This window comes from Stenotrophomonas rhizophila (assembly GCF_007667275.1).
In the GTDB taxonomy this organism is placed as follows: Bacteria; Pseudomonadota; Gammaproteobacteria; order Xanthomonadales; family Xanthomonadaceae; genus Stenotrophomonas; species Stenotrophomonas maltophilia_AE.
In genome coordinates this window covers 388,632-409,624 of sequence record NZ_VDQT01000001.1, presented here as the reverse complement: position 1 = coordinate 409,624, position 20,993 = coordinate 388,632, and the positions used below count along the sequence as shown (strand labels likewise).

21 protein-coding genes are annotated in these 20,993 nt (G+C 67.4%); 9 read left to right on the top strand and 12 right to left on the bottom strand.

Annotated features, from left to right (window positions below; genetic code table 11):
- Nucleotides 1-3 precede the first annotated feature (3 nt).
- From hflD to FSZ13_RS01635, 4 genes are read right to left on the bottom strand one after another with little or no spacing between them, the layout of a single operon-like run.
- Nucleotides 4-618: a high frequency lysogenization protein HflD gene (gene hflD, locus FSZ13_RS01650; RefSeq protein ID WP_145477693.1), complete on the bottom strand. Its 615-nt coding sequence runs from the start codon at nucleotides 616-618 to the stop codon at nucleotides 4-6.
- Nucleotides 615-1,754, bottom strand: a complete 1,140-nt coding sequence (gene mnmA / locus FSZ13_RS01645) for a tRNA 2-thiouridine(34) synthase MnmA (protein ID WP_145477692.1) — start codon at nucleotides 1,752-1,754, stop codon at nucleotides 615-617. Before mnmA ends, hflD begins: the two co-directional genes overlap by 4 nt.
- Entirely contained in the window at nucleotides 1,751-2,212 is a 462-nt protein-coding gene (locus tag FSZ13_RS01640; protein ID WP_145477691.1) for an NUDIX hydrolase, read from the bottom strand. Before FSZ13_RS01640 ends, mnmA begins: the two co-directional genes overlap by 4 nt.
- Nucleotide 2,213: 1 nt before the next feature.
- Nucleotides 2,214-2,678, bottom strand: coding sequence for a hypothetical protein (locus tag FSZ13_RS01635; protein WP_145477690.1), 465 nt, complete (start codon nucleotides 2,676-2,678; stop codon nucleotides 2,214-2,216).
- A gap of 94 nt (nucleotides 2,679-2,772) precedes the next feature.
- Between FSZ13_RS01635 and clpS the strand changes: the two genes are divergently transcribed.
- Both clpS and clpA read left to right on the top strand, forming a co-directional pair.
- The gene (gene clpS / locus FSZ13_RS01630) at nucleotides 2,773-3,102 is read left to right on the top strand and encodes an ATP-dependent Clp protease adapter ClpS (protein ID WP_068851786.1); all 330 of its coding nucleotides are present in this window, start codon (nucleotides 2,773-2,775) and stop codon (nucleotides 3,100-3,102) included.
- A 319-nt stretch (nucleotides 3,103-3,421) separates the two neighbouring features.
- Nucleotides 3,422-5,704, top strand: coding sequence for an ATP-dependent Clp protease ATP-binding subunit ClpA (gene clpA / locus FSZ13_RS01625; protein ID WP_145477689.1), 2,283 nt, complete (start codon nucleotides 3,422-3,424; stop codon nucleotides 5,702-5,704).
- 45 nt (nucleotides 5,705-5,749) lie between these two features.
- Here clpA and FSZ13_RS01620 read toward each other — a convergent pair whose 3' ends face one another.
- The 4 genes from FSZ13_RS01620 to FSZ13_RS01605 all read right to left on the bottom strand — a co-directional run bounded on the left by FSZ13_RS01620 (nucleotide 5,750) and on the right by FSZ13_RS01605 (nucleotide 8,604).
- A complete protein-coding gene (locus FSZ13_RS01620; protein WP_186308823.1) occupies nucleotides 5,750-6,115 on the bottom strand; it encodes a hypothetical protein in 366 nt (121 codons plus the stop codon).
- 224 nt (nucleotides 6,116-6,339) lie between these two features.
- The gene (gene infA, locus FSZ13_RS01615) at nucleotides 6,340-6,558 is read right to left on the bottom strand and encodes a translation initiation factor IF-1 (protein WP_005409596.1); all 219 of its coding nucleotides are present in this window, start codon (nucleotides 6,556-6,558) and stop codon (nucleotides 6,340-6,342) included.
- Between the two features lie 172 nt (nucleotides 6,559-6,730).
- A complete protein-coding gene (gene aat, locus FSZ13_RS01610; RefSeq protein ID WP_145477688.1) occupies nucleotides 6,731-7,477 on the bottom strand; it encodes a leucyl/phenylalanyl-tRNA--protein transferase in 747 nt (248 codons plus the stop codon).
- Complete coding sequence (locus FSZ13_RS01605; RefSeq protein ID WP_145477687.1) at nucleotides 7,474-8,604, bottom strand: GNAT family N-acetyltransferase; 1,131 nt, start codon at nucleotides 8,602-8,604, stop codon at nucleotides 7,474-7,476. The genes aat and FSZ13_RS01605 overlap by 4 nt, the downstream gene beginning before the upstream one ends.
- Before the next feature lie 184 nt (nucleotides 8,605-8,788).
- On the opposite strand from FSZ13_RS01605, the gene FSZ13_RS01600 reads away from it, so the two are divergent.
- Nucleotides 8,789-9,277: a hypothetical protein gene (locus FSZ13_RS01600; protein ID WP_145477686.1), complete on the top strand. Its 489-nt coding sequence runs from the start codon at nucleotides 8,789-8,791 to the stop codon at nucleotides 9,275-9,277.
- A 14-nt stretch (nucleotides 9,278-9,291) separates the two neighbouring features.
- Here FSZ13_RS01600 and FSZ13_RS01595 read toward each other — a convergent pair whose 3' ends face one another.
- The 3 genes from FSZ13_RS01595 to trxB form a co-directional block, all read right to left on the bottom strand.
- Nucleotides 9,292-9,594, bottom strand: a complete 303-nt coding sequence (locus tag FSZ13_RS01595; protein ID WP_145478510.1) for an addiction module antidote protein — start codon at nucleotides 9,592-9,594, stop codon at nucleotides 9,292-9,294.
- A 53-nt stretch (nucleotides 9,595-9,647) separates the two neighbouring features.
- Complete coding sequence (locus FSZ13_RS01590; RefSeq protein WP_145477685.1) at nucleotides 9,648-9,935, bottom strand: type II toxin-antitoxin system RelE/ParE family toxin; 288 nt, start codon at nucleotides 9,933-9,935, stop codon at nucleotides 9,648-9,650.
- A gap of 125 nt (nucleotides 9,936-10,060) precedes the next feature.
- On the bottom strand, nucleotides 10,061-11,032 hold the full coding sequence (gene trxB, locus FSZ13_RS01585; RefSeq protein WP_145477684.1) for a thioredoxin-disulfide reductase: 972 nt from the start codon (nucleotides 11,030-11,032) through the stop codon (nucleotides 10,061-10,063).
- Between the two features lie 333 nt (nucleotides 11,033-11,365).
- Between trxB and FSZ13_RS01580 the strand changes: the two genes are divergently transcribed.
- The 6 genes from FSZ13_RS01580 to FSZ13_RS01555 all read left to right on the top strand — a co-directional run bounded on the left by FSZ13_RS01580 (nucleotide 11,366) and on the right by FSZ13_RS01555 (nucleotide 18,703).
- The gene (locus FSZ13_RS01580; protein ID WP_145477683.1) at nucleotides 11,366-13,729 is read left to right on the top strand and encodes a DNA translocase FtsK; all 2,364 of its coding nucleotides are present in this window, start codon (nucleotides 11,366-11,368) and stop codon (nucleotides 13,727-13,729) included.
- Nucleotides 13,730-13,777: 48 nt separating this feature from the next.
- On the top strand, nucleotides 13,778-15,721 hold the full coding sequence (locus FSZ13_RS01575) for a DUF3857 domain-containing protein (RefSeq protein WP_428999958.1): 1,944 nt from the start codon (nucleotides 13,778-13,780) through the stop codon (nucleotides 15,719-15,721).
- 65 nt (nucleotides 15,722-15,786) lie between these two features.
- Nucleotides 15,787-16,425 (top strand): outer membrane lipoprotein chaperone LolA, encoded by a 639-nt coding sequence (gene lolA, locus FSZ13_RS01570; protein ID WP_145477682.1) that lies wholly within the window; start codon nucleotides 15,787-15,789, stop codon nucleotides 16,423-16,425.
- A 114-nt stretch (nucleotides 16,426-16,539) separates the two neighbouring features.
- Nucleotides 16,540-17,841: a replication-associated recombination protein A gene (locus FSZ13_RS01565; RefSeq protein ID WP_186308822.1), complete on the top strand. Its 1,302-nt coding sequence runs from the start codon at nucleotides 16,540-16,542 to the stop codon at nucleotides 17,839-17,841.
- Nucleotides 17,841-18,245 carry a fluoride efflux transporter CrcB gene (crcB, locus tag FSZ13_RS01560; RefSeq protein WP_145477680.1) on the top strand — a complete coding sequence of 135 codons (405 nt, stop codon included), beginning with the start codon at nucleotides 17,841-17,843 and terminating at the stop codon, nucleotides 18,243-18,245. The genes FSZ13_RS01565 and crcB overlap by 1 nt, the downstream gene beginning before the upstream one ends.
- Nucleotides 18,246-18,430: 185 nt before the next feature.
- Complete coding sequence (locus tag FSZ13_RS01555; RefSeq protein ID WP_145477679.1) at nucleotides 18,431-18,703, top strand: hypothetical protein; 273 nt, start codon at nucleotides 18,431-18,433, stop codon at nucleotides 18,701-18,703.
- On the opposite strand, the gene FSZ13_RS01550 is transcribed toward FSZ13_RS01555, so the two are convergent.
- The gene (locus tag FSZ13_RS01550) at nucleotides 18,648-20,984 is read right to left on the bottom strand and encodes an ATP-binding protein (protein WP_145477678.1); all 2,337 of its coding nucleotides are present in this window, start codon (nucleotides 20,982-20,984) and stop codon (nucleotides 18,648-18,650) included. The genes FSZ13_RS01555 and FSZ13_RS01550 overlap by 56 nt on opposite strands.
- Nucleotides 20,985-20,993: the final 9 nt, after the last annotated feature.

Below are 20,993 nucleotides of genomic sequence, written 5' to 3'. Positions count from 1 at the left end.
CTTCTATCGCAACTGACGGTCAACCGCCTCGATCATCGCCTTGCGCGAGATCAGGAAATCCCAGTACTGGCCGCCGGTCTGGCGCCACAGCACCGCCGAACGCACCGCCGCCAGCAGCAGCGCGCGGATCTCCGCCACCACCCCGGCCTGGCCCAGGTAATGCGGGTTGCCCTGCACCATCACCCGCGGCTTGAGATGGCTGATGGTGTCGGCATACAGCCCGCCCAGGCTGGCCAGCACGTCGGGATGGGCACTGTCGTTCAGCGCCAGCGCCTGGCGCCGGGCGCGGGCGATGCCCTCGCTGACCTGGTCGACCACCGCATTCTCACGGACGAAGCGACGCTCCAACTGCAGCACCGCCAGCGCCAGCCGCGGCAGGATGTCGTCCTGGCCCTGGCTGCGGAAATAGTTGTGCAGCAGGCGCAGGCCCGGCGCCACATTGGCCGCGCTGCCGTATACGGCCTGCGGGCTGTCCGCGTCGATCCGGAACACGCTGTCGATCGCGGTACGGACCACGCTGGCCTCGGAATGGCCGGTTTCGGCGATGCGGCGCACCTGCTGCAGTGCCTGGGCAATGCCGGCCAGGGCAAGGACGCGGTCGTCGATCGAAAAACTCATGCAGCAGATACCTCGAAGGGGGAAGGGGCGGTGCGCAGGCGCTGTTCCAGCGGGGCGTCGGTGGCGGCGATGACCGCGCCACCGAGGCAGACCTCGTCGTCATACAGCACCAGGGATTGGCCGGGGGTGACGGCGCGCTGCGGCCGCGCGAAGCGCACGTCAACGGTGCCATCGTCACGGACCCGCACCGTGCACGGTTCGTCCGGCTGGCGGTAGCGGGTCTGCGCCGTGCACTCGAAACTGCGGGCGGGCGGGGCGCCGGCGATCCAGTGCGCGGTTTCCGAGTGCAGCCGGGTCGACTGCAGCCACGGGCTTTCCCGGTCCTGGTCCACGTACAGCACATTGCTGGCCACGTCCTTGCCGACCACGTACCACGGCGCCGCCGGGCGGCCGCGCACGCCGCCGATGTTCAGGCCCTCGCGCTGGCCCAGCGTGAAATAGAACACGCCGGGGTGTTCGGCGATGACCGTGCCGTCCGGGTCCTGGATCGGGCCGCTGCGCGCGGGCAGGTAGCGGCCCAGGAATTCGCGGAAGTCACGCTCGCCGATGAAGCAGATGCCGGTGGAATCCTTCTTGGCATGGGTGGGCAGGCGCGCGTCGCGGGCGATCCGGCGCAGGTCGTTCTTCTGCAGGTCGCCGATCGGGAACAGGGTGGCGGCCAGCTGGGTCTGGCCAAGCTGGTGCAGGAAGTAGCTCTGGTCCTTGCTGCGGTCGGCGCCGCGCAGCAGCGCCCACTGCCCATCCAGCCGGGCCACGCGGGCGTAGTGGCCGGTGGCGATGCGCTCGGCCCCCAGCTCGCGGGCGGCATCCAGGAAGTGCTTGAACTTCACCTCGCGGTTGCACAGCACGTCCGGGTTGGGGGTGCGCCCAGCGGCGTACTCGGCCAGGAAATGCGCGAACACCCCCTCCCAGTACTCGCTGGAGAAGTCGCGGAAATGGAACGGAATGTCGAGCAGGCCACACACCGCGACGGCGTCGCGGCGGTCGTCCTCGGCGCGGCAGTCGCCGCTGCCGTCATCGGCCCAGTTCTGCATGAACAGTCCGGCCACCGGCTCGCCCTGCTGGACCAGCCGCCAGGCGGCGACGGACGAATCCACGCCACCGGACACGCCGACCATGATGCGCGGGGTGCTCATGCGACCTCCCTGACCAGGCTCAGCGGGTGGCGATGGCCGGCCAGGAAGTCGGCCACGACCTCCCAGACCAAGGGGCTGCGCAGGCGCGAGGGGGTGGCCTGCAGCTCGGCCGGGTCCAGCCACAGCGCGCGCAGGATGCCGGTGTCCAACGGCCGGTCCGGGTCATGCGACACCGGCTCGGCAGCGTAGGCGAAGCGCAGGAACGGCGTGCCGTCCGGCGCGGTCCACTGATAGGTGCCGATGAAGGCGGTCAGGCGCACCGTCCAGCCCGATTCCTCCAGGGTTTCGCGCACGGCGGCGGCGGCCAGGCTTTCGCCCGGCTCGAGGTGGCCCGCCGGCTGATTCAGCACGGCGCGGCCGTCGATGGCTTCTTCCACCAGCAACAGGCGCCCGTCCCTGGCCACCACGGTGGCCACGGTGACATGCGGCGCCCAGCGCAGGTCCTGCACTTCGTTCACGTCAGTACTCGTCCGTTCCGGTCAGTTCAAGTTCCATGGCATCGGCGGTGTTCATGGCCGCGTCGATGGCATCACCCAGCGCATCGGCGCTGGCGTTGGCATCCACTTTCACCACGAACATGGCCAGCTGGTCCTGCTTGACCCAGGCGCCCAGCTTGGCGTCCTGCGAGTCTTCCAGCAGGCGGTTGGCGATGGCGGCGGAGAACTGCTTGCCCGGCGCGTTGTAGCCGGGCGACCAGATCTCGCGGATCCTGTGCTTGCCATATTCCTCCACCGTCGAGCGCACGAACACCAGCTGAGTGCGGTCGCCTTCCACGTCGAACAGCAGCTTGTAGTCGCCATCCTCGTCGATCTCGTAGGGGTACTTCAGTGTATCCAGCACGCGGCCGACGCCCGGGTCGGGTGTTGCTGCCTGGGCCCCGGACACGGCGGCGGCGAACAGGAGCGCGGTGGCAATCCTTTTCATGAAATCCCTGTGAAAGTCGATGCTCATGCACGGATTGTGACGGGGGCAGGGGGGCAACGTCCAATCCGGCCGGTCCGGCGTTTATAATGGGCGGATGCCTCGCGAGCCCTCCCAAGAACCCCACCACGACCACGGCGTAGCGCTGGAACCGGCCCGGCCGGAGGTCGCGCCGCCGCCGTTCTACCAGGTCATGCTGTTGAACGACGACTACACCCCGATGGATTTCGTCGTGACCGTGCTGCAGCACTTCTTCTCCATGGACCTTGAAAAGGCCACCCAGGTGATGCTCAACGTGCACACCCGTGGGCGCGGGGTCTGCGGCGTGTTTACCCGTGAAGTGGCCGAGTCCAAGGTGGCCCAAGTCAATGAATTCTCGCGCATGAACCAGCATCCGCTGTTGTGCACGATGGAAAAGGCCGGGTAATCGGCAGTGTCGGCCCCTGATGGGCCGTAGACCGCGCGCCGGTAGCGCCGGCCGTTGGCCGGCCCACGCATCCTGTCCCCGATGGCCGCTCCCGGCCGCTATGACCGTCCCTGTCTGAAACAGCGCCGGGGACCGCCGGGTAGGCGGGGCGCTTGCAATCTCTCGATGACGTCGCCATCACGGGCAGGCAGCCAATGCTGGCGTCGTCTCGGGCATGATCATGCAAGTGCTAACGCCATCTGAACGCACCGATCCGCTAGGGTGATGGAAATTAAGCAGGTAGGCCGCATATTGTTCTCAACTGCCGCCGGAGTAGAACATGTTCAGTAAAGACCTCGAACACACCATCGGTCAGTGCTACAAGCGCGCCCGTGAGGCCCGCCATGAGTTCATGACGGTGGAACACCTGCTGCTGGCACTGCTCGACAACCCGTCCGCCCAAGCCGTGCTCAAGGCCTGCGGGGCCGACGCCGAACGCCTGCGCCAGGAACTGGAGCAGGCCATCGAGGCCTCGGTGTCCCGCCTGGCCGAGGATGACGGCCGCGACACCCAGCCCACCCTGGGCTTCCAGCGCGTGCTGCAACGCGCCGTGTACCACGTGCAGTCCTCGGGCAAGAAGGAGGTCACCGGCGCCAACGTGCTGGTCGCGATCTTCGGCGAGAAGGACTCGCACGCGGTCTATTACCTCAACCAGCAGGACGTGACCCGGCTGGACATCGTCAATTACCTCTCCCATGGCATCGCCAAGCTGGGCGACGAGGGCGAAGTGCCGCCGTCGTCGGACGCCGAGGGGCGCGTCGAGGGTGGGGATGGCGAGGGCAAGGGCGACGCCCTGGCCGAATTCGCCAGCAACCTCAACGAGGCCGCGCGCAACGGCCGGATCGACCCGCTGGTCGGGCGCCGCGACGAGATCGAGCGCACCATCCAGGTCCTGTGCCGCCGCCGCAAGAACAACCCGCTGTATGTCGGCGAGGCCGGCGTGGGCAAGACCGCCATCGCCGAAGGCCTGGCCAAGCGCATCGTCGAAGGCTCGGTGCCCGAAGTTCTGGCCGACGCGGTGATCTACTCGCTCGACCTGGGCGCGCTGGTGGCTGGCACCAAGTACCGCGGCGACTTCGAGAAGCGCCTCAAGGGCGTGCTGACCGCACTGAAGAAGATGCCCAACGCAGTGCTGTTCATCGATGAGATCCACACCATCATCGGTGCCGGTTCGGCGTCGGGCGGCACCATGGACGCCTCCAACCTGATCAAGCCGGCGCTGGCGTCGGGCGAGCTGCGCTGCATTGGCTCCACCACGTTCCAGGAATACCGCGGCATCTTCGAGAAGGACCGTGCACTGGCACGCCGCTTCCAGAAGATCGACATCGTCGAACCGACGGTGGGCGAAACCTACGAGATCCTGCAGGGCCTGAAGCCGAAGTACGAAGCGCACCACGGCGTGACCTACGCCGATGACGCACTGCAGGCGGCGGTGGACCTGTCGGTCAAGCACATCGGCGACCGCCTGCTGCCGGACAAGGCCATCGACGTGATCGACGAAGCCGGTGCCCGCCAGCGGCTGCTGCCCGACGGCGAGCGCAAGGAGCTGATCGACATCGAGGAGATCGAAACCATCGTGGCGAAGATGGCGCGCATCCCGGCCAAGCAGGTCAGCGCGACCGACAAGGACGTGCTGCAGCACCTGGAGCGCAACCTGAAGATGGTGATCTTCGGCCAGGACCCGGCCATCGAAACCCTGTCCTCGGCGATCAAGCTGGCCCGCTCGGGCCTGGCCAACCCGGAAAAGCCGATCGGCAACTTCCTGTTTGCCGGCCCCACCGGCGTGGGCAAGACCGAGGTGACCAAGCAGCTGGCCCTGCAGCTCGGCATCGAGCTGGTCCGCTTCGACATGAGCGAGTACATGGAGCCGCATTCGATCAGCCGCCTGATCGGTGCACCCCCGGGCTATGTCGGCTTCGACCAGGGTGGTCTGCTCACCGAGAAGATCGTCAAGACCCCGCACTGCGTGCTGCTGCTGGACGAGGTGGAAAAAGCCCACCCGGACATCTTCAACATCCTGCTGCAGGTCATGGACCGCGGCGTGCTCACCGACACCAACGGGCGCGAAGCGAACTTCAAGAACGTGGTGCTGGTGATGACCACCAATGCCGGCGCGGCCCAGGCCTCGCGGCGTTCGATCGGCTTCACCCGCCAGGACCATGCCACCGATGCGATGGAGATCATCCGCAAGAGCTTCACGCCGGAATTCCGCAACCGCCTCGATGCGGTGGTGCAGTTCCAGCCGCTGGGCTTCGAGCACATCCTGCGCGTGGTGGACAAGTTCCTGATCGAGCTGGAGATGCTGCTGCAGGAAAAGCACGTCAGCCTGTCGGCCACCCCGACCGCGCGCGACTGGCTGGCCCGCCACGGCTTCGACCCGCTGATGGGTGCCCGCCCGATGGCGCGCGTGATCCAGGAGAAGATCAAGCGTCCGCTGGCCGACGAACTGCTGTTCGGCAAGCTGGTCAACGGCGGCCGGGTCAGCATCGATGTCCGCGACGACGAGCTCTTCGTGGAAACCCAGGCCGAGCCGGAACGGCTGCTGCCAGCCACGGTGGAATGACCAAAACGCCCCTCACGGGGCGTTTTTTTTGCCGCCGTTCCCGGTTTACGGGCGCGAGCGCCGGGCGAACAGTTCGGCGCTGATCGGCTCCACCGAGGCGACCTGGCAGGACTGGGAATCGGTGCGCAGTGCGCTGCCACCCGCGCCGCAGAGCTGGCCCCGCTGGGTGGGGGTGGAGAACTCCAGCTTGCGCGAGCGCGCGGCACTGCTGCAGGAGCGGGTGAAGCGCACCAGGTAGTGGTCGCTGCCATTGCGCAGCAGGACGCTCTGGTCGGCATCCTTGCGCACGACCTGGTGATCGCTGGACAGGGCGATGCAACCGGTCGCGGGGGAAGTGTCGGGCGTCTGCGCCAACACGGAGCCGGTGAAGCTGGAGGCCAGCAACAGGCTGAGCGTGAACAGGGTTTTCATGTCGGGGGCCAGGTGGTTGCGGTCCGGAGTGGACCGGGTGCCACCATGCGCCAATCCGGCAGGCACCGAATCTGCATACCGTCAGGCTGACTGATGTCATGGTGCCATCGGGCAGGGTGACCAGCGGCAGGGGCGAGGCCACCCGAGTGAGCCCGAACAACGCAGAAAGGCCAGCACGGGGCTGGCCTCTGGGCGCGTCTTCCCGGGGGAAGTCGCCTTGCCGCTTACTTCATGCGGTAGGTAATGCGACCCTTGGTCAGGTCGTACGGGGTCATTTCGACCTTCACGCGGTCGCCCGTCAGGATGCGGATGTAGTTCTTGCGCATGCGGCCGGAGATGTGGGCGATGATTTCATGCCCATTTTCCAGTCGTACGCGGAAAGTGGTGTTCGGCAGCGTCTCGCTGACGGTGCCTTCGAACTCGATGGAGTCGTCTTTCGACATGTAGTCCTGTGCAGTTCTATAAACGGCCGAGCTGGCCTTAAGAGCGGGCATTTTACGCGCAACCGCCCCCACATGCAAAGTTTATGTTAACCGCAGCGGCCCAGCGCTGTCCGCCGCTGCACGCAATCCCGGTAGCGCCGGCCGTTGGCCGGCCCAGGCGCCGCCCGCCACATCACGACGCCCGACCCACCAGCGCCGCCACCGACACTTCCCCAACCCGTGCTGTCCAGGCCCCCGGCGCCTCATTTCTCCGCACCAGCTCGCGGACCATCCCCAGGAACTGCTCCCGCGGCCAATGCTCGGCGCCCATCCGCAGCAGATGGTCGTTCTCCACCTGCGCATCGATCAACGGCCAGCCCCATTCCCCCAACGTGTGTGCCAACCCGGCCAGCGCCACCTTGGAACCGCCGCTGCTGGCGCTGAACATGCTTTCGCCGAAAAACATCCGGCCAATCGCCACGCCATAGATGCCGCCCACCAGCCGGTCGCCCTCCAGCACTTCGATTGAATGGGCAAAACCGAGCGCATGCAGCGCCTCGTAGGCATCCATCATGTCGCGGGTGATCCACGTCCCGTCCTGTCCGGGGCGAGGGCTGGCGGCGCAGGCCTCGATCACCTCGCGGAAGCGGGTGTCCGCGCGCAGCACCCAGTTGCTGCCGCGCAGGCTGCGCCGGAAACGGGACGACAGGTGCACCCCGTCGGTGCGGAACACCATGCGCGGGTCCGGCGACCACCACAGCAGCGGCTGGCCTTCCGAGAACCACGGGAAGATCCCGCCGGCGTAGGCATTCAGCAGCCGCACCGGCGACAGGTCGCCGCCCAGCGCCAGCAGCCCGTCCGGCTCGCGCAACGCGGTTTCGGCCGGCGGGAAGGGCGCGTCAGGGCGGTCGTCCAGCCGCCAGGGCAGGTGGCGGGTCATGCGGCCGTGCCGTCCTTGAACGGGCTGTGGTCGGCCAGCACCCGCGCATAGCGCTGCACCTCCTGCCGTTCCTGCTCGCACCAGCCGGCCAGCGCCTCGGCGAACGCCGGTTCGGCGATCCAATGGCGGCTGCGTACCGGTTGCGGCAGGAAGCCCCGGGCCAGCTTGTGCTCGCCCTGGGCACCGGGTTCGAAGCGGGACAGGCCTTCGCGCAGGCAGTACTCGATGCCCTGGTAATAGCAGGTCTCGAAATGCAGGCCGGGCAGGGTGGCGCCACCCCAGTAGCGGCCATACAGGGTGTCGGCGCCGCGCAGGCACAGCGCCCCTGCTATGGGCTGCTCGTCGTGCAGGGCCAGGAACATCACCAGCTGGCGTGGCATCGTGGCGGCCAGGTGCTGCAGGAAGGGCAGGGTCAGCGCCGGCGAATTGCCGTACTCGCTGAAGGTCTGCAGATAGAAGCCATGCATCGCCTGCAGGTCGGCGGCGCTCGCCTCATCGCCGTGCACGATGCGGTAGCTGACGCCGCTGCGCGCCAGCTTGGCGCGTTCCTGGCGGATGTTCTTGCGGTGTTTGTGGTCCATCGCGGCGAGGAAGCTGGTGAAGTCGCTCCAGTCGCCCGGGTTGTGCCACTGGAACTGGATGTCCTCGCGCAGCAGCCAATCCGTGCCGAATGCGCTGTCGTCAGCTGCTGCATGGAAGTTGACGTGGGCCGACGACCAGCCCATCCGGCCCACTTCGTCGCGCAGGGCCGCCACCAGGGTCTTTGCCGTAGCGCCATCCCGGGCCAGCAGTCGCGGTCCCGTCACCGGCGAATACGGCACCGCGCCCAACCACTTCGGGAAGTAGTCCAGCCCGTGCCGGGCATAGGCGTTGGCCCAGGCATGGTCGAACACGAATTCGCCGTGCGAGTTGTCCTTCAGGTAGCCGGGAATGGCCCCGACCAGCTGGCCGTCGTCCCACACCGTGAAATGGCGCGGCCGCCAGCCCCATTCGGCACGCAGGCAGCCGTGCTCCTCCAGGCCAGACAGAAAGGCATGGCTGACAAACGGGTTGCACCCGTCATGCAGGGCGTCCCAGTCGGCGGCGGGAAGATCGGCGAGGCGATGGAGAAAGCGCGTATCGGGCATGGCCAAAGGATAGGGCACGACGATGGCAATGGGGGCCTTTTAGGCTGCGCCGATGGAGTCAGTCAGTGCGATTGAAAAGCCGATTGGTGCACGTCCGAAAGCGTGAGGTGGTGCGCGCACCTTTCCCGGCGGACGGCGCACAGTTGCCACCCGCTTCAAGCCTGAAGCGTGACGGTGCAGGGAGATGGCAGTGGCAGTCAAACAATTGCAGCATCTGGCAGGAGCCGGCGGTCTGCTCCTGATGATGGGTTCGGCAGGCGCAACAGTCGTGCCGCCTCCGTTCGTGGACAGCGCCAGGATGGCGGATGCGTCGGCCGAAGTTTCGACCACCTGGTATATCGACGCAGAGCTGATTCTGCTGCTCGAGAAGCAGGCATCCGTGGCGGTGTCGCGTTACCGGGGGGGCGACGCGTCCTTGCCTTCGATCGAGGTAAGCGTTTCGATAGACATGAAAGGTCGCACCATGACAGCCGATTTCGGGGCGGGATTTCCGCGCGGCGCCGATGTCGCACGGCGGCTGCTGATCCCGCTGGCCATGACCTTGCGGCAGCACGCCGAGCAGGCAGGGCTTCCGATTCGTGAAGTGAAGTTCGAGAAGCAGGGAACGCCGCTCAAGCGCTATGGACCTGAGGATCTCGTCGCGTCGCCAACGGCGGAGGAGGAGATTCCGTAGCAGGAAAGGTCCGCTCAGGCGGCGCTGGCGTGCAGTTTCACGCCAAGCGCGCGAGTAACCTTCAGGATGGTGGCGAAGTCCGGGCTCCGCTCGCCTGAAAGGGCGCGGTACAGGCTCTCACGAGAAACGCCAGCGTCGCGGGCAACTTTGCTCATCCCTTGTGCGCGAGCGATATCGCCCAGTGCCTTTGCGATGAAAGCAGAGTCGCCGTCGCTTTCCATGATGCATGCATCCAGATAGGCGGCCATTTCTTCTGGCGTGCGCAGATGCTCTGCGACGTCGAACGCCTCCAGCTTTGTTTTTGTCTTGGCAGTCATGATGGAAATCTCCAGTTCTTGGGTGCCCACGGACAATGCTGCGTGGCATCTCGTTACAGGTTGCGAGCCAGTGCCGTTGCCCTCTCGATATCGCGTTGCTGGGAGCTTTTGTCGCCGCCAACCAGCAGGATGATGAGCTCGTTTCCCCGCTGGGTGTAATACACCCGATAACCCGGGCCTGCATCGATGCGAAGTTCACTTATGCCGGCACTCAGGTTGCGATGGTCACCGGGGTTGCCGTCGCCCAATCGCCTGATCCGGGCAAGGATTCTGGCGCGTCCCATTACGTCCTTCATCCCGTCGATCCAGGTGGTGAACTCTGAGGTGCGCCTCATCTGCATGGGCAAAAGTGTAGCCTGTAGGCTACACATGGTCAATTCCAAGCTCGCGGCCCCGCTGCAGTCGCGGACAGAGCAAAGGCCGGCGCACGGGCACCGGCCTTTGATTCCATGCTATCCGCGTGGGCTCAGCCCAGCTCGCCCTTCGCGTCCAGGTAGCGCTCCGCGTCCAGGGCGGCCATGCAGCCGAAGCCGGCCGAGGTGATGGCCTGGCGGTAGTGCTGGTCGGCCACGTCGCCGGCGGCGAAGACGCCTTCGACCGAGGTCTGGGTGGCGTTGCCGCCCAGGCCCGAGCGGATTTCCAGGTAACCGTTGTTCATGGCCAGCTGGCCGTCGAACAGGCTGGTGTTGGGATGGTGGCCGATGGCGACGAAGAAGCCGTGTGCGTCAATGTCGCGGGTGCTGCCGTCCAGGGTGGACTTCACGCGCACGCCGGTGACGCCGGCGTCGTTGCCCAGCACTTCTTCCACCTGGTGGTGCCACACGGTCTCGATCTTGCCCGAGGCGACCTTGGCGAACAGCTTGTCCTGCATGATCTTTTCCGCCTTGAGGGTGTCGCGGCGGTGGACCAGGTAGACCTTGCGGGCGATGTTGGAGAGGTACAGCGCCTCTTCCACGGCGGTGTTGCCGCCGCCCACCACGACCACGTCCTGGTCGCGGTAGAAGAAGCCGTCGCAGGTGGCGCAGGCCGACACGCCGCGGCCCTTGAAGGTCTCTTCGGTCGGGATGCCCAGGTACTTGGCGGTGGCGCCGGTGGCGATGATCAGCGCGTCGCAGGTGTACTCGGCGCTGTCGCCGATCAGCTTGAACGGGCGCTGCTGCAGGTCGGCGGTGTGGATGTGGTCGAAGATCACTTCGGTCTCGAAGCGCTCGGCGTGGGCCTGCATGCGCGCCATCAGGTCCGGGCCCATCAGGCCGTGGGCATCGCCCGGCCAGTTGTCCACCTCGGTGGTGGTCATCAGCTGGCCGCCCTGCTGCAGGCCGGTGATCACCACCGGGTTCAGGTTGGCGCGTGCGGCGTAGACCGCTGCGGTCCAGCCGGCGGGGCCGGAACCGAGGATGACCAGCTTCTGGTGGCGGGAAGGCTTGGAATTGCTCATGTAGACTCGCAAAGAGATGATGGGGCGGGGCGCTGGCGATGCACTGCACAGCGTCCAAGGCAGGTCGGCAGGCCACGACCGTCGGTCGTGGCGCAAACGGGTAGGCCACGACCATTGGTCGTGGCGCGACCTATAGAGTGGCGGCAGGAAGCGGCTGGTTCAAGGCGAACGATGGAACGGCGCAACCCGGAGGGTGGGGTCGATGGCACGCGGCGGGGTTTTGGCGGTGATGGCTGCGGTCAGGGGTCACGACCAACGGTCGTGACCTACCGGGCCGCGGCTCAGTCGTTTATTATCAAGGACTAACAGTGCATTCCCAAGGTGTGGTCTAAGGTGGCGAAGCAGGTTCCCGAACGATCCAAGTCTCCCGACGGCAAAGCGGCGTCGCGCCGTGCTGCGGCTGCGGCGCCGGTCGACAACCCGCGTCGGCAGCGCCTGTGGCGCGACCTCGGCCTGATCGCGATAGCGCCGGCGCTGCTGTATCTGGTCGCCAGTCTGTTCACCTATTCGGCAAGCGACCCGGGCTGGTCGCATACCGGCAGCGTGGTTGCGCCGATCCAGAACATGGGCGGCCGGGTAGGGGCGTGGATTGCCGACGTGCTGCTGCAGCTGTTCGGTTTCATGGCCTTCCTGCTGCCGGTGGTGCTGGGCGCGCTGGCCTGGTTCGCGATGTTCGGCCTCAAGCGTGAAAGCAAGGGCGAGCACGACCTGGATCCGGCGCTGCGGCTGGTGGGGCTGGTCGGGTTCCTGATTGCCGGCACCGGTTTCCTGCACCTGCGCCTGTTCAATGGCGATGTCGGCCACGCCGGTGGCATCCTCGGTCGGCTGGTCGGCAATTCGCTCAGCGCCGGTTTTGGCGCGCTGGGCGCGAACATGTTCGTGCTGGTGCTGCTGCTGGCGTCGATCACCCTGGCCACCGGGATTTCGTGGTTCGTGGTCATGGAGAAGATCGGCCGTGCGGTGCTTGCGCTGCCGCCGCTGTTGAACAAGAAGAAGGACCAGGCCAGCGAGTGGCAGCAGACCCGCGCCATGCGCGAGGAGCGCCAGGAGGTCCGCAAGGTCGACGCGGAGGTCCGCGCCAAGCGTGAGCCGGTCAAGATCGAACCGCGTCCCGAACCGGTGCTGGAGAAGAGCGACCGCGCCAAGCGCGAGACCCAGATCCCGATGTTCCGCGGCGTCAACGGCGACGGCTCCGACCTGCCGCCGCTGGCGCTGCTGGACGATCCCAAGCCGCAGCCGAAGGGCTACGACGAAACCACGCTGGAAACGCTGTCGCGGCAGATCGAGTTCAAGCTCAAGGATTTCCGCATCGACGCGCAGGTGGTGGGCGCCTATCCGGGTCCGGTGATCACCCGCTTCGAGATCGAACCGGCGCCGGGCATCAAGGTCAGCCAGATCAGCTCGCTGGACAAGGACATCGCGCGCGGCCTGTCGGTGAAGTCGGTGCGCGTGGTCGATGTGATCCCGGGCAAGTCGGTGGTGGGGCTGGAAATCCCCAACGTCACCCGCGAAATGATTTACCTGTCCGAGCTGCTGCGCTCCAAGGAGTACGACAAGTCGGCCAGCCCGCTGACCCTGGCGCTGGGCAAGGACATTGCCGGCCGCCCGACCGTGGCCGACCTGGCGCGCATGCCGCACCTGCTGGTGGCCGGTACTACCGGTTCGGGCAAGTCGGTGGCGGTCAATGCCATGGTGCTGAGCCTGCTCTACAAGGCCTCGCCGAAAGACCTGCGGATGCTGATGATCGACCCGAAGATGCTCGAGCTGAGCGTCTACCAGGGCATTCCGCACCTGCTCGCGCCGGTGGTGACCGACATGAAGGAGGCCGCCAACGGACTGCGCTGGTGCGTGGCCGAAATGGAGCGGCGCTACAAGCTGATGAGCGCGGTGGGCGTGCGCAACCTGGCCGGCTTCAACAAGAAGGTCAAGGACGCCGAGGACGCCGGCCAGCCGCTGATGGATCCGCTGTTCAAGCCCAACCCGGAGCTGGGCGAGGCGCCACGTCCGCTGGAGACGCTGCCGTTCATCGTGATCTTCATCGACGAATTCGCCGACATGATGATGATTGTCGGCAAGAAGGTCGAAGAGCTGATCGCGCGGTTGGCGCAGAAGGCGCGTGCCGCGGGCATCCACCTGATCCTGGCCACCCAGCGCCCGTCGGTGGACGTGATCACCGGCCTGATCAAGGCCAACATTCCCACCCGCATCGGCTTCCAGGTCAGCTCGAAGATCGACTCGCGCACCATCCTCGACCAGTCCGGCGCGGAAACCCTGCTCGGCCACGGCGACATGCTGTACCTGCCGCCGGGCACCGCGCTGCCGGACCGCGTGCATGGCGCGTTCGTGTCCGATGAGGAAGTGCATCGCGTGGTCGAACACCTGAAGGCCAGCGGGCCGGCCGACTACATCAGCGGCGTGCTCGACGAAGTACAGATGATGGGCGATGGCGTGGTGGTCGGCGCCGGCGGGCTGCCCGAATCCAGTGCGTCGGCCGGCGACGAGTCCGATCCGCTGTATGACGAGGCGGTGCGGATCGTCACCGAAACCCGCCGCGCGTCGATCTCCGGCGTGCAGCGTCGGCTCAAGATCGGCTACAACCGCGCCGCGCGCCTCATCGAGGCGATGGAAAACGCAGGCGTGGTCAGCCCCCCCGAGCACAATGGCGACCGCAGCGTGCTCGCCCCACCGCCGCCCTGACGCCACGCCCTGCGTGGCTGCGCACTCCGAGGATCCAGGATGAACCGCATGACAGGGATGCTGGTGTGGGCCTTGGCGCTGGTGCCCGTGCCGGCCTGGTCGCAGGCCGCCGCACCGGCGATGGGGCCGGTCCCGGCGCCGGGACCGGTCGCGCCGGCCAGCGACACCCAGGCCAGCACCAACTACAGCTTCGTCCGCTACCGCGCCGATTACGTGGTGCGCGCCGACGCCGGCAACGTGCAGACCGAGGCCTATGACATCCTGCTCAAGACCAAGGCAGCGGTCGAACAGTTCAGCCAGGTGCGGCTCAGCTACAGCGAGAAGATGGAATCGCTGGAGGTGCTGGAGGCCTATACGCTCACCGCCGACGGCCAGCGCCGCGACGTGCCGGCCGATCGCATCTACACCCAGGAAAGCTATTCCAGCGCCGCGGCAGCCATGTACGCCGACCGCAAGGTACGCGTGGTCGTGTTCCCCAACCTGGCCCCCGGCACGCGGGTGGTCTACACCACCCGGCGCACGCAGAACACGCCGTACTTCCCCGGCTACTTCGGCATGTGGGAAACCTTCAGCGTGTTTTCCCAGTACGACGACGCCACGGTGACCCTGAGCGCGCCGGCCGGCATGCCGCTGTACGTGCAGCAGCGCGGCGTGCAGGGCAGCCAGTCGCCGACGATCCGCAACGGCCAGGCCACCTGGAGCTGGCGCTACCGTCGCAGCGAGCCGATGCCGGTGCAGAACTGGACCGCAGCGGCCTGGGAATTCAGTCCCGGCATCATGGCCAGTACGTACCGCGACTGGGCCCAGGTGGGCAAGGCGTACCAGCTCAAGGGCGGCGAAGCGGCCCGCGTCACCCCCGGCATCCAGGCGCTGGCCGATGAAATCACCCGTGGCATCAGCGACCGCCGCGAACAGGCGGCCGCGCTGTACCGCTGGGTGTCGCAGAACATCCGCTACGTGGCGGTGTACTTGGGCAACGGCGGTCTGGAGCCCAACCCGGCGCAGAGCATCCTCGACAACCACTATGGCGACTGCAAGGACCACGTGGTGATCCTGGAGGCGCTGCTGGCGGCGCGCGGCATCGAAAGCACGCCGGTGCTGATCGGTGCGGGCGGCGGGCCGACCCTGCCGGAGATCCCGCTGCTGGCGCGGTTCAATCACGCCATCACCTACGTGCCGGAGTTCGACCTGTACCTGGATTCGACCAGCGCCTATGCGCGCTTCGGACAGCTGCCGGAAGGCGACCTCGGTGCACCGGTGCTGCACACCCGCCCGGCCACGTTGGCGCGCACCCCGGAGAACAACGCCTCCCGCAATGGCGCCGGCTTCGAGGTGACCTTCCGCTTCGCGGCCAACGGCGACCTGCAGGGCCAGACCGTGCAGCAGCCGCGGGAAGTCAACGAGATCGGCATGCGCGGCGCGTTCGCGCGGCTCAACGCGCAGAACCGGGCCCGGGTGGAGGAGTCGATCATGGCCTCGTCCGGGTTCGATGGCAGTGGCACCCTGGACCTGCTGGGCGACCCGCAGGACCTGACCCGGCCGTTCAACTACCGCTACGACTTCCACGCCAGCGACTACGTGGATTTCGGCGTGGTCGGCGGCATGCTGCTGCCCGATCCCCCCGGCGGCGAATCGTTCCGCGACATCTATACGGCCACCTCCGCACCGGACAACGCCACGCCGTTCTACTGCAACGACAGCCTGCGCGAGGAAACCTACCGGCTGCAGTTCCCGGCAGGGACGCCGATCGTGGCGATCCCGCGCGACCTGCGGTTCCGCAATGCCGCCGGCGAATACGACCTGCACTGGCGGCGCGAAGGGCAGGACATCGTCGCCCGCCACCGCCTGCACCAGCGCGCGGTGCGGGGCGCCGAGGCGCTGTGCCAGCCGGGCGATTACGCGGCGTTCCGCGAGCTGTACCAGCAGGTGCGCCGGGGCTTCCGCGGGCAGGTGGTGTACGGCGACCTGCGTACGGTGCAGTCGGTGCCCTGATCCCCCATTCAGGATGCTCTCGGCACACTGCCGGGCATCCTCCATTCCCTTGACTGGATACCCGCATGAACACCACCTTCCGCCGCTCCCTCATCGCCGCCACGCTGCTGTGCGCGAGTGTCGGCTCGGCCACCGCCTTTGCCGGCGCCCGCGATGAACTCAACCGTTTCACCAAGGACCTGAAGGGCCTGGACGGGCAGTTCAGCCAGCAGGTGATCGACAGCAAGGGCAAGGTCAAGGAAACCACCACCGGCACGGTGGCGCTGTCGGCGCCGCGCCAGTTCCGCTGGGAGTACATCAAGCCGCATGAGCAGCTGATCATCGCCGACGGCAAGACCGTGTGGGTGTATGAGAAGGACCTGGAGCAGGTGACAAAACGCGCGCAGGGTGCGCAGGAGCAGAACAGCCCGCTGACCGCGCTGATCAACCCGAAGCTGCTCGACCAGCAGTACGACGTGAGCGAGGAAGCCGCGCCGCGCGATGGCCTGCAGTGGCTGTCGCTCAGCCCCAAGCGTGAAACCGAGACCTCGTTCCAGTACGCCGCGCTGGGCTTCAATGCCCAGGGTCTGGCGCGGATGGAGGTGACCGACGCGGTCAACCAGCGCACGGTGATCAGCTTCAGCGGCTGGAAGCGTAACCCGACGTTCAAGCCGGGCACGTTCAGCTTTACCCCGCCGAAGGGCACCGACGTCATCGGGGAGTGATCCCGGCCCAGCCGAGGCGTGCAGCCGGGCAGAGCCCGGCTCTACAATACGGGCGTGGCTAGACTCCGAACGACATCCCCCGGGCCCGATCTGCTGAGCGTGGATCGGGACAACATGCGCCCGCTGGCCGAGCGCATGCGCCCGCAGACCCTGGACGAAATGGTCGGGCAGAAGCGCCTGCTCGCGCCGGGCAGCGCGCTGCGCCGGGCGGTCGAGTCCGGGCATGTGCATTCGATGATCCTGTGGGGGCCGCCGGGTTGCGGCAAGACCACGCTGTCGCTGCTGCTGGCGCACTATGCCGACGCGGAATTCCGCGCGATCTCGGCGGTGCTGTCCGGGCTGCCGGAGGTGCGGGTGGTGCTGGCCGAGGCCGCACAGCGCTTCGCCGAAGGCCGCCGCACGGTGCTGTTCGTCGACGAAGTGCACCGTTTCAACAAGGCCCAGCAGGATGCGTTCCTGCCGCATATCGAGCGCGGCACCATCGTCTTCGTCGGCGCCACCACTGAAAACCCCTCGTTTGAGCTCAATTCGGCCCTGTTGTCGCGCTGCCGCGTGCACGTGCTGGAAGCGGTGTCGCCGGCCGACATCGTCGAGGCACTGGAGCGGGCGCTGCACGACGGCGAGCGTGGACTGGGTAGCGAGAACCTGCAGGTCAGTGCCGAGGCGCTGCTGGAAATCGCCACCGCCGCCGACGGCGATGTGCGGCGTGGGCTGACCCTGCTGGAGATCGCGGCCGAGCTGGCCGGCGGCGAAGGCGGCCGGATCAGTTCGGAGATGCTGGTGCAGGTGCTGGCCGACCGCACCCGTCGCTTCGACAAGGGCGGCGAGCAGTTCTACGACCAGATTTCGGCCCTGCACAAGTCGGTGCGCAGCTCCAATCCGGATGCCGCGCTGTACTGGCTGACGCGGATGCTCGACGGTGGCTGCGATCCTTCCTACCTGGCGCGGCGATTGACCCGCATGGCGATCGAAGACATCGGCCTGGCCGATCCGCGCGCGCAGTCGATGGCACTGGAAGCGTGGGACATCTACGAACGGCTGGGCAGTCCGGAGGGCGAGCTCGCCTTCGCGCAGCTGGTGCTGTACCTGGCCAGCACCGCCAAGTCGAATGCCGGCTACGCGGCGTTCAACCTGGCCAAGCGGGAAGTGCGGGAAACCGGCACGCAGGAGGTGCCCCTGCACCTGCGTAACGCGCCGACCAAGCTGATGAAAGAGCTCGGCTACGGGCAGGCTTACCAGTATGACCATGATGCCGAAGGCGGCATCGCGCTGGACCAGACCGGTTTCCCGGACGCGATGGGCGAGCGCGTGTACTACCAGCCGGTGGCACGCGGCCTGGAAATCAAGTTGAAGGACAAGCTGGACCGCCTGCGTGCCGAGCGCGAGCAGGCGCGGGCGCGCAAAGGACAGGGTTGATGTTCGGCTTTGGTGCCTGGTGGCAGCAGCTGGGCCTGGTGATGCTCGGTGGCGCGCTCGGCTCAGCCCTGCGTTTCATCATCGGCAATGCGATGGGGCGCCAGTTCGGCAGCAGCTTCCCGTGGGGCACGCTGACTGCGAACCTGGTCGGCGCGTTCGCGATCGGCTACCTCGCGGTGTGGCTGCAGACCCGGGGCGACGCCGCAGTGTACTGGCGGGCCTTTGCGGTGGTCGGTGTCATCGGTGGGTTGACCACGTTCTCGTCGATGATGCTGGAGGCGGTGCTGCTGGCGCGCAACGCGCGAGGCTGGGAAATGCCGACGTATCTGGGGGTGAGCCTGGTGGCCGGGTTCGCGCTGGTGTGGTTGGGCGCGCGGGTGGCGGAAGCGGCCGTCGCGCGGTGACCTGTGCAGCCAGGCAGGGCCTGGCTCTACGCTGCGATGCAAGCCATGGGTGTGCCAGGTGAGCGCGCCGACGGCGCGGGCTATAGGGGGAATGCCACGCTACGGAAATCCAGCGGCTTTTCCGCTGGATTTCCGTGCCTTATCACGATATTGTTTCGCCCCGTTTGCGCCGCCCCCGCCCCGTCATGCGTGATGAAGAAGATCCCGGCACCCTGGAGTTGATGCTGCCGCGCAAGCGCGGCCGTCCGCCCACGTTCGGCTACGCCATGACCGATGCGCAGCGTGCGGCGCGCTATCGTGCGCGCCGTGCCGGGCAGGCCGACCATGCGGATGTGCGGACCTGCAGCGACATGGTGCTGCTGGACAAGATCCGCGCGGCGATCACGGCCAAGGATGCAGAGCTCACCGGCTTCCTGGTGCACGTGCTGTGGCAGCGCTATCCGCTGCAGTTGAAGTAGACGCGCCGCGCACCAGTTCGCCCACCGCTGGGCGCAGGTAGCCGAGCAGGCGCTCGGCTTCGATCCAGCCGGTGGCGTCGTCCAGGTCCAGCTCGTGCAGGTCGTCGGCAATGGCCGCCAATGTGGCCTGGCCCAGCATTCGCAGCACGCCGGACAGGCGATGCGCATGGTGGCGCAGTCGATTGGCCGCCTGCAGGCGCAGGGCATCGTGCAGGGCCATCATCTCTTCCTGCAGCGACTGCAGGAACTCGCTCCACATCGGTTGCGGCGCGTGCGCCGCTTCCACCTCCCGTGCGCCCGCGGGGTCGAGGTCGTCGACCTCCAGCACCTCCAGCAGCAGGCGCATGTCCAGTGGTTTGCACAGCACCGCGTCCATGCCGCAGGCGCGGCAGCGCTCGGCATGCGCGGGCGAATCGTTGGCGGAAAGCGCCACCAGCAGCGCCGGACTGCGCCCGTGGCGACGCTCGAGCTGGCGCAGCTGCACGGCCAGCTCGTAGCCGCACATGTCCTCCAGTACGCAGTCCAGCAGCACGATCCCGCACGGTTCGCCGGCCTGGCTGCGCAACGCGCTCGCGCCATCGCCGCAACTGCTTACCGAGGCCCCCAGCGCTTCCAGCTGGCGGGCCACGACGGTGCGGTTTAGCATGTGGTCCTCTACCAGCAGCAGGGTGCGCCCGGCCAGCGGTTGTCCACTGGGGCAATGGCCGCCGCCTTCGGTCACCACCGGCAGCTGCACCTCGAAGCAGCTGCCTTCGCCCGGATCACTGCGCAGCTGCAGGCGACCACCCATGCCCGTCACCAGGTCCTGGCAGATCGACAGGCCAAGCCCGGCCCCGCCCATCTGCCGCGAATGCCGGTCGTGGGCCTGCACGAAGGGTTTGAAGACGCGGTCGTGCTGGTCGGCCGGAATGCCGATGCCGGTGTCGCGCACCGCGATGTGCAGCTGCGCGCTGGCGTCGGTGGGCTGCAGTGCCAGGGTGACCTCGATGTCGCCCAGCTCGGTGAACTTCACCGCATTGCCCAGCAGGTTGTTGAGCACCTGGCGCAGCGCATCGCCGTCCACCCATACCCGTGGCAGCGGGTCGGTGCGCTGCAGCAGTGCCATCGCCAGGCCCTTGGCGTCGGCGCCGGGGCGCGCCACCGCGATGCAGTCGCGGGCGAGCTGGCGAACATCCTGCCAGCCCGGCGTGGGCAGGTAGTCGCCGCTGGCCACGCGCGAGTAGTCCAGCGCGTGGCCCAGCAGGTGGCGCAGGCCGACGCCGGCGGATCGCGCGGCATTGACCAGTTGCCGCTGGCCCTGGTCCAGCGCCGACTGATGCAGCAGGTCCACCGAGGTCACCAGTGCCTGCGCCGCATTGCGCACCTCATGGCTCATGGTGGCGATGAAGCGTGCCTGCTGGCGCTCGCTGCGGCGTGCCGACTGCCGCGCCCGGTACATCCACGCTCCGGCGCTGAGCAGCAGCAACACGGTCAGGCCCATCGCCACCAGTTCCCAGCGGAAATGCCGCGACATCACCTGCAGCGAGGGACCGCTCAGGTAGGTGGCCTTGGTCCAGCGCTGCATCAGCATGGCGTGCTCCTGCGGACTGATCGAGCGCATCGCCTGGTGGATCTGGTCGAGCATGCGGCGGTCGCGGTGGCGCACCACCAGGTGCAGGCTGCCGGGCAGGGTGGCGGGGCCGCCATGCAGCAGCAGGCTGTCACCGAATTCGCGCCGCACCAGCGGGCGCATGGCCACGTCCAGCTCCATTGCGACATCGACCACGCCGGCCTCTACCGCGGCCAGCGCCTCGCGCAGGCTGGGCAACCCCACCACCTGCAGGTGCGGATGGTAGGCGGCCAGCCATTCGGCCAGGCGGCTGCCGCGTACCACCGCCACCCGGCGCAGGTGCGCGAACTCGGGCGGCTGCGCGTGGGTGTGGCGGCTGGCCAGCAGGGTCTGCCCGCGGTAGTACGCCGGTGATGCGGCGAGTGCGGTGCACGGCGCGTTGTCCAGCGGGCCGAGCAGCAGCATCAGGTCCGCGCGGCCATCGCAGAGTGCCTGCAACGCCGCCGTGGTGGACTCCATTGGCTGCTCCTGGAAGCGCATGCCGGTCTGCTCCGACACCAGCTGCGCATACCCGCTGATCAGGTTGGCGTCACGCGCGGCACGGTTGTCCGCGGCCAGCAGCCGGTGCTGGGACGGGTCGGTGGCCACGCGCACCAACCGCTGCGCGGGCTGGGACAGGACCACCGGCAACAAAGCTACCGCCAGCACCCCGGCCACGGCGCCGGTGGCCATGCGGGGGGT

What these genes read in the sequence shown, in the direction of transcription:
- aat (WP_145477688.1), bottom strand. Translation starts at nt 7,477, where the DNA reads ATGACCCGCCACCTGCCCTGGCGGCTGGACGACCGCCCTGACGCGCCC.
- mnmA (WP_145477692.1), bottom strand. Translation starts at nt 1,754, where the DNA reads ATGAGCACCCCGCGCATCATGGTCGGCGTGTCCGGTGGCGTGGATTCG.
- FSZ13_RS01575 (WP_428999958.1), top strand. Translation starts at nt 13,778, where the DNA reads ATGACAGGGATGCTGGTGTGGGCCTTGGCGCTGGTGCCCGTGCCGGCC.
- FSZ13_RS01605 (WP_145477687.1), bottom strand. Translation starts at nt 8,604, where the DNA reads ATGCCCGATACGCGCTTTCTCCATCGCCTCGCCGATCTTCCCGCCGCC.
- clpA (WP_145477689.1), top strand. Translation starts at nt 3,422, where the DNA reads ATGTTCAGTAAAGACCTCGAACACACCATCGGTCAGTGCTACAAGCGC.
- FSZ13_RS01595 (WP_145478510.1), bottom strand. Translation starts at nt 9,594, where the DNA reads ATGACTGCCAAGACAAAAACAAAGCTGGAGGCGTTCGACGTCGCAGAG.
- FSZ13_RS01620 (WP_186308823.1), bottom strand. Translation starts at nt 6,115, where the DNA reads ATGAAAACCCTGTTCACGCTCAGCCTGTTGCTGGCCTCCAGCTTCACC.
- FSZ13_RS01555 (WP_145477679.1), top strand. Translation starts at nt 18,431, where the DNA reads ATGCGTGATGAAGAAGATCCCGGCACCCTGGAGTTGATGCTGCCGCGC.
- FSZ13_RS01550 (WP_145477678.1), bottom strand. Translation starts at nt 20,984, where the DNA reads ATGGCCACCGGCGCCGTGGCCGGGGTGCTGGCGGTAGCTTTGTTGCCG.
- FSZ13_RS01635 (WP_145477690.1), bottom strand. Translation starts at nt 2,678, where the DNA reads ATGAAAAGGATTGCCACCGCGCTCCTGTTCGCCGCCGCCGTGTCCGGG.
- clpS (WP_068851786.1), top strand. Translation starts at nt 2,773, where the DNA reads ATGCCTCGCGAGCCCTCCCAAGAACCCCACCACGACCACGGCGTAGCG.
- FSZ13_RS01600 (WP_145477686.1), top strand. Translation starts at nt 8,789, where the DNA reads ATGGCAGTGGCAGTCAAACAATTGCAGCATCTGGCAGGAGCCGGCGGT.
- hflD (WP_145477693.1), bottom strand. Translation starts at nt 618, where the DNA reads ATGAGTTTTTCGATCGACGACCGCGTCCTTGCCCTGGCCGGCATTGCC.
- FSZ13_RS01565 (WP_186308822.1), top strand. Translation starts at nt 16,540, where the DNA reads ATGCGCCCGCTGGCCGAGCGCATGCGCCCGCAGACCCTGGACGAAATG.
- trxB (WP_145477684.1), bottom strand. Translation starts at nt 11,032, where the DNA reads ATGAGCAATTCCAAGCCTTCCCGCCACCAGAAGCTGGTCATCCTCGGT.
- crcB (WP_145477680.1), top strand. Translation starts at nt 17,841, where the DNA reads ATGTTCGGCTTTGGTGCCTGGTGGCAGCAGCTGGGCCTGGTGATGCTC.
- lolA (WP_145477682.1), top strand. Translation starts at nt 15,787, where the DNA reads ATGAACACCACCTTCCGCCGCTCCCTCATCGCCGCCACGCTGCTGTGC.
- FSZ13_RS01590 (WP_145477685.1), bottom strand. Translation starts at nt 9,935, where the DNA reads ATGCAGATGAGGCGCACCTCAGAGTTCACCACCTGGATCGACGGGATG.
- infA (WP_005409596.1), bottom strand. Translation starts at nt 6,558, where the DNA reads ATGTCGAAAGACGACTCCATCGAGTTCGAAGGCACCGTCAGCGAGACG.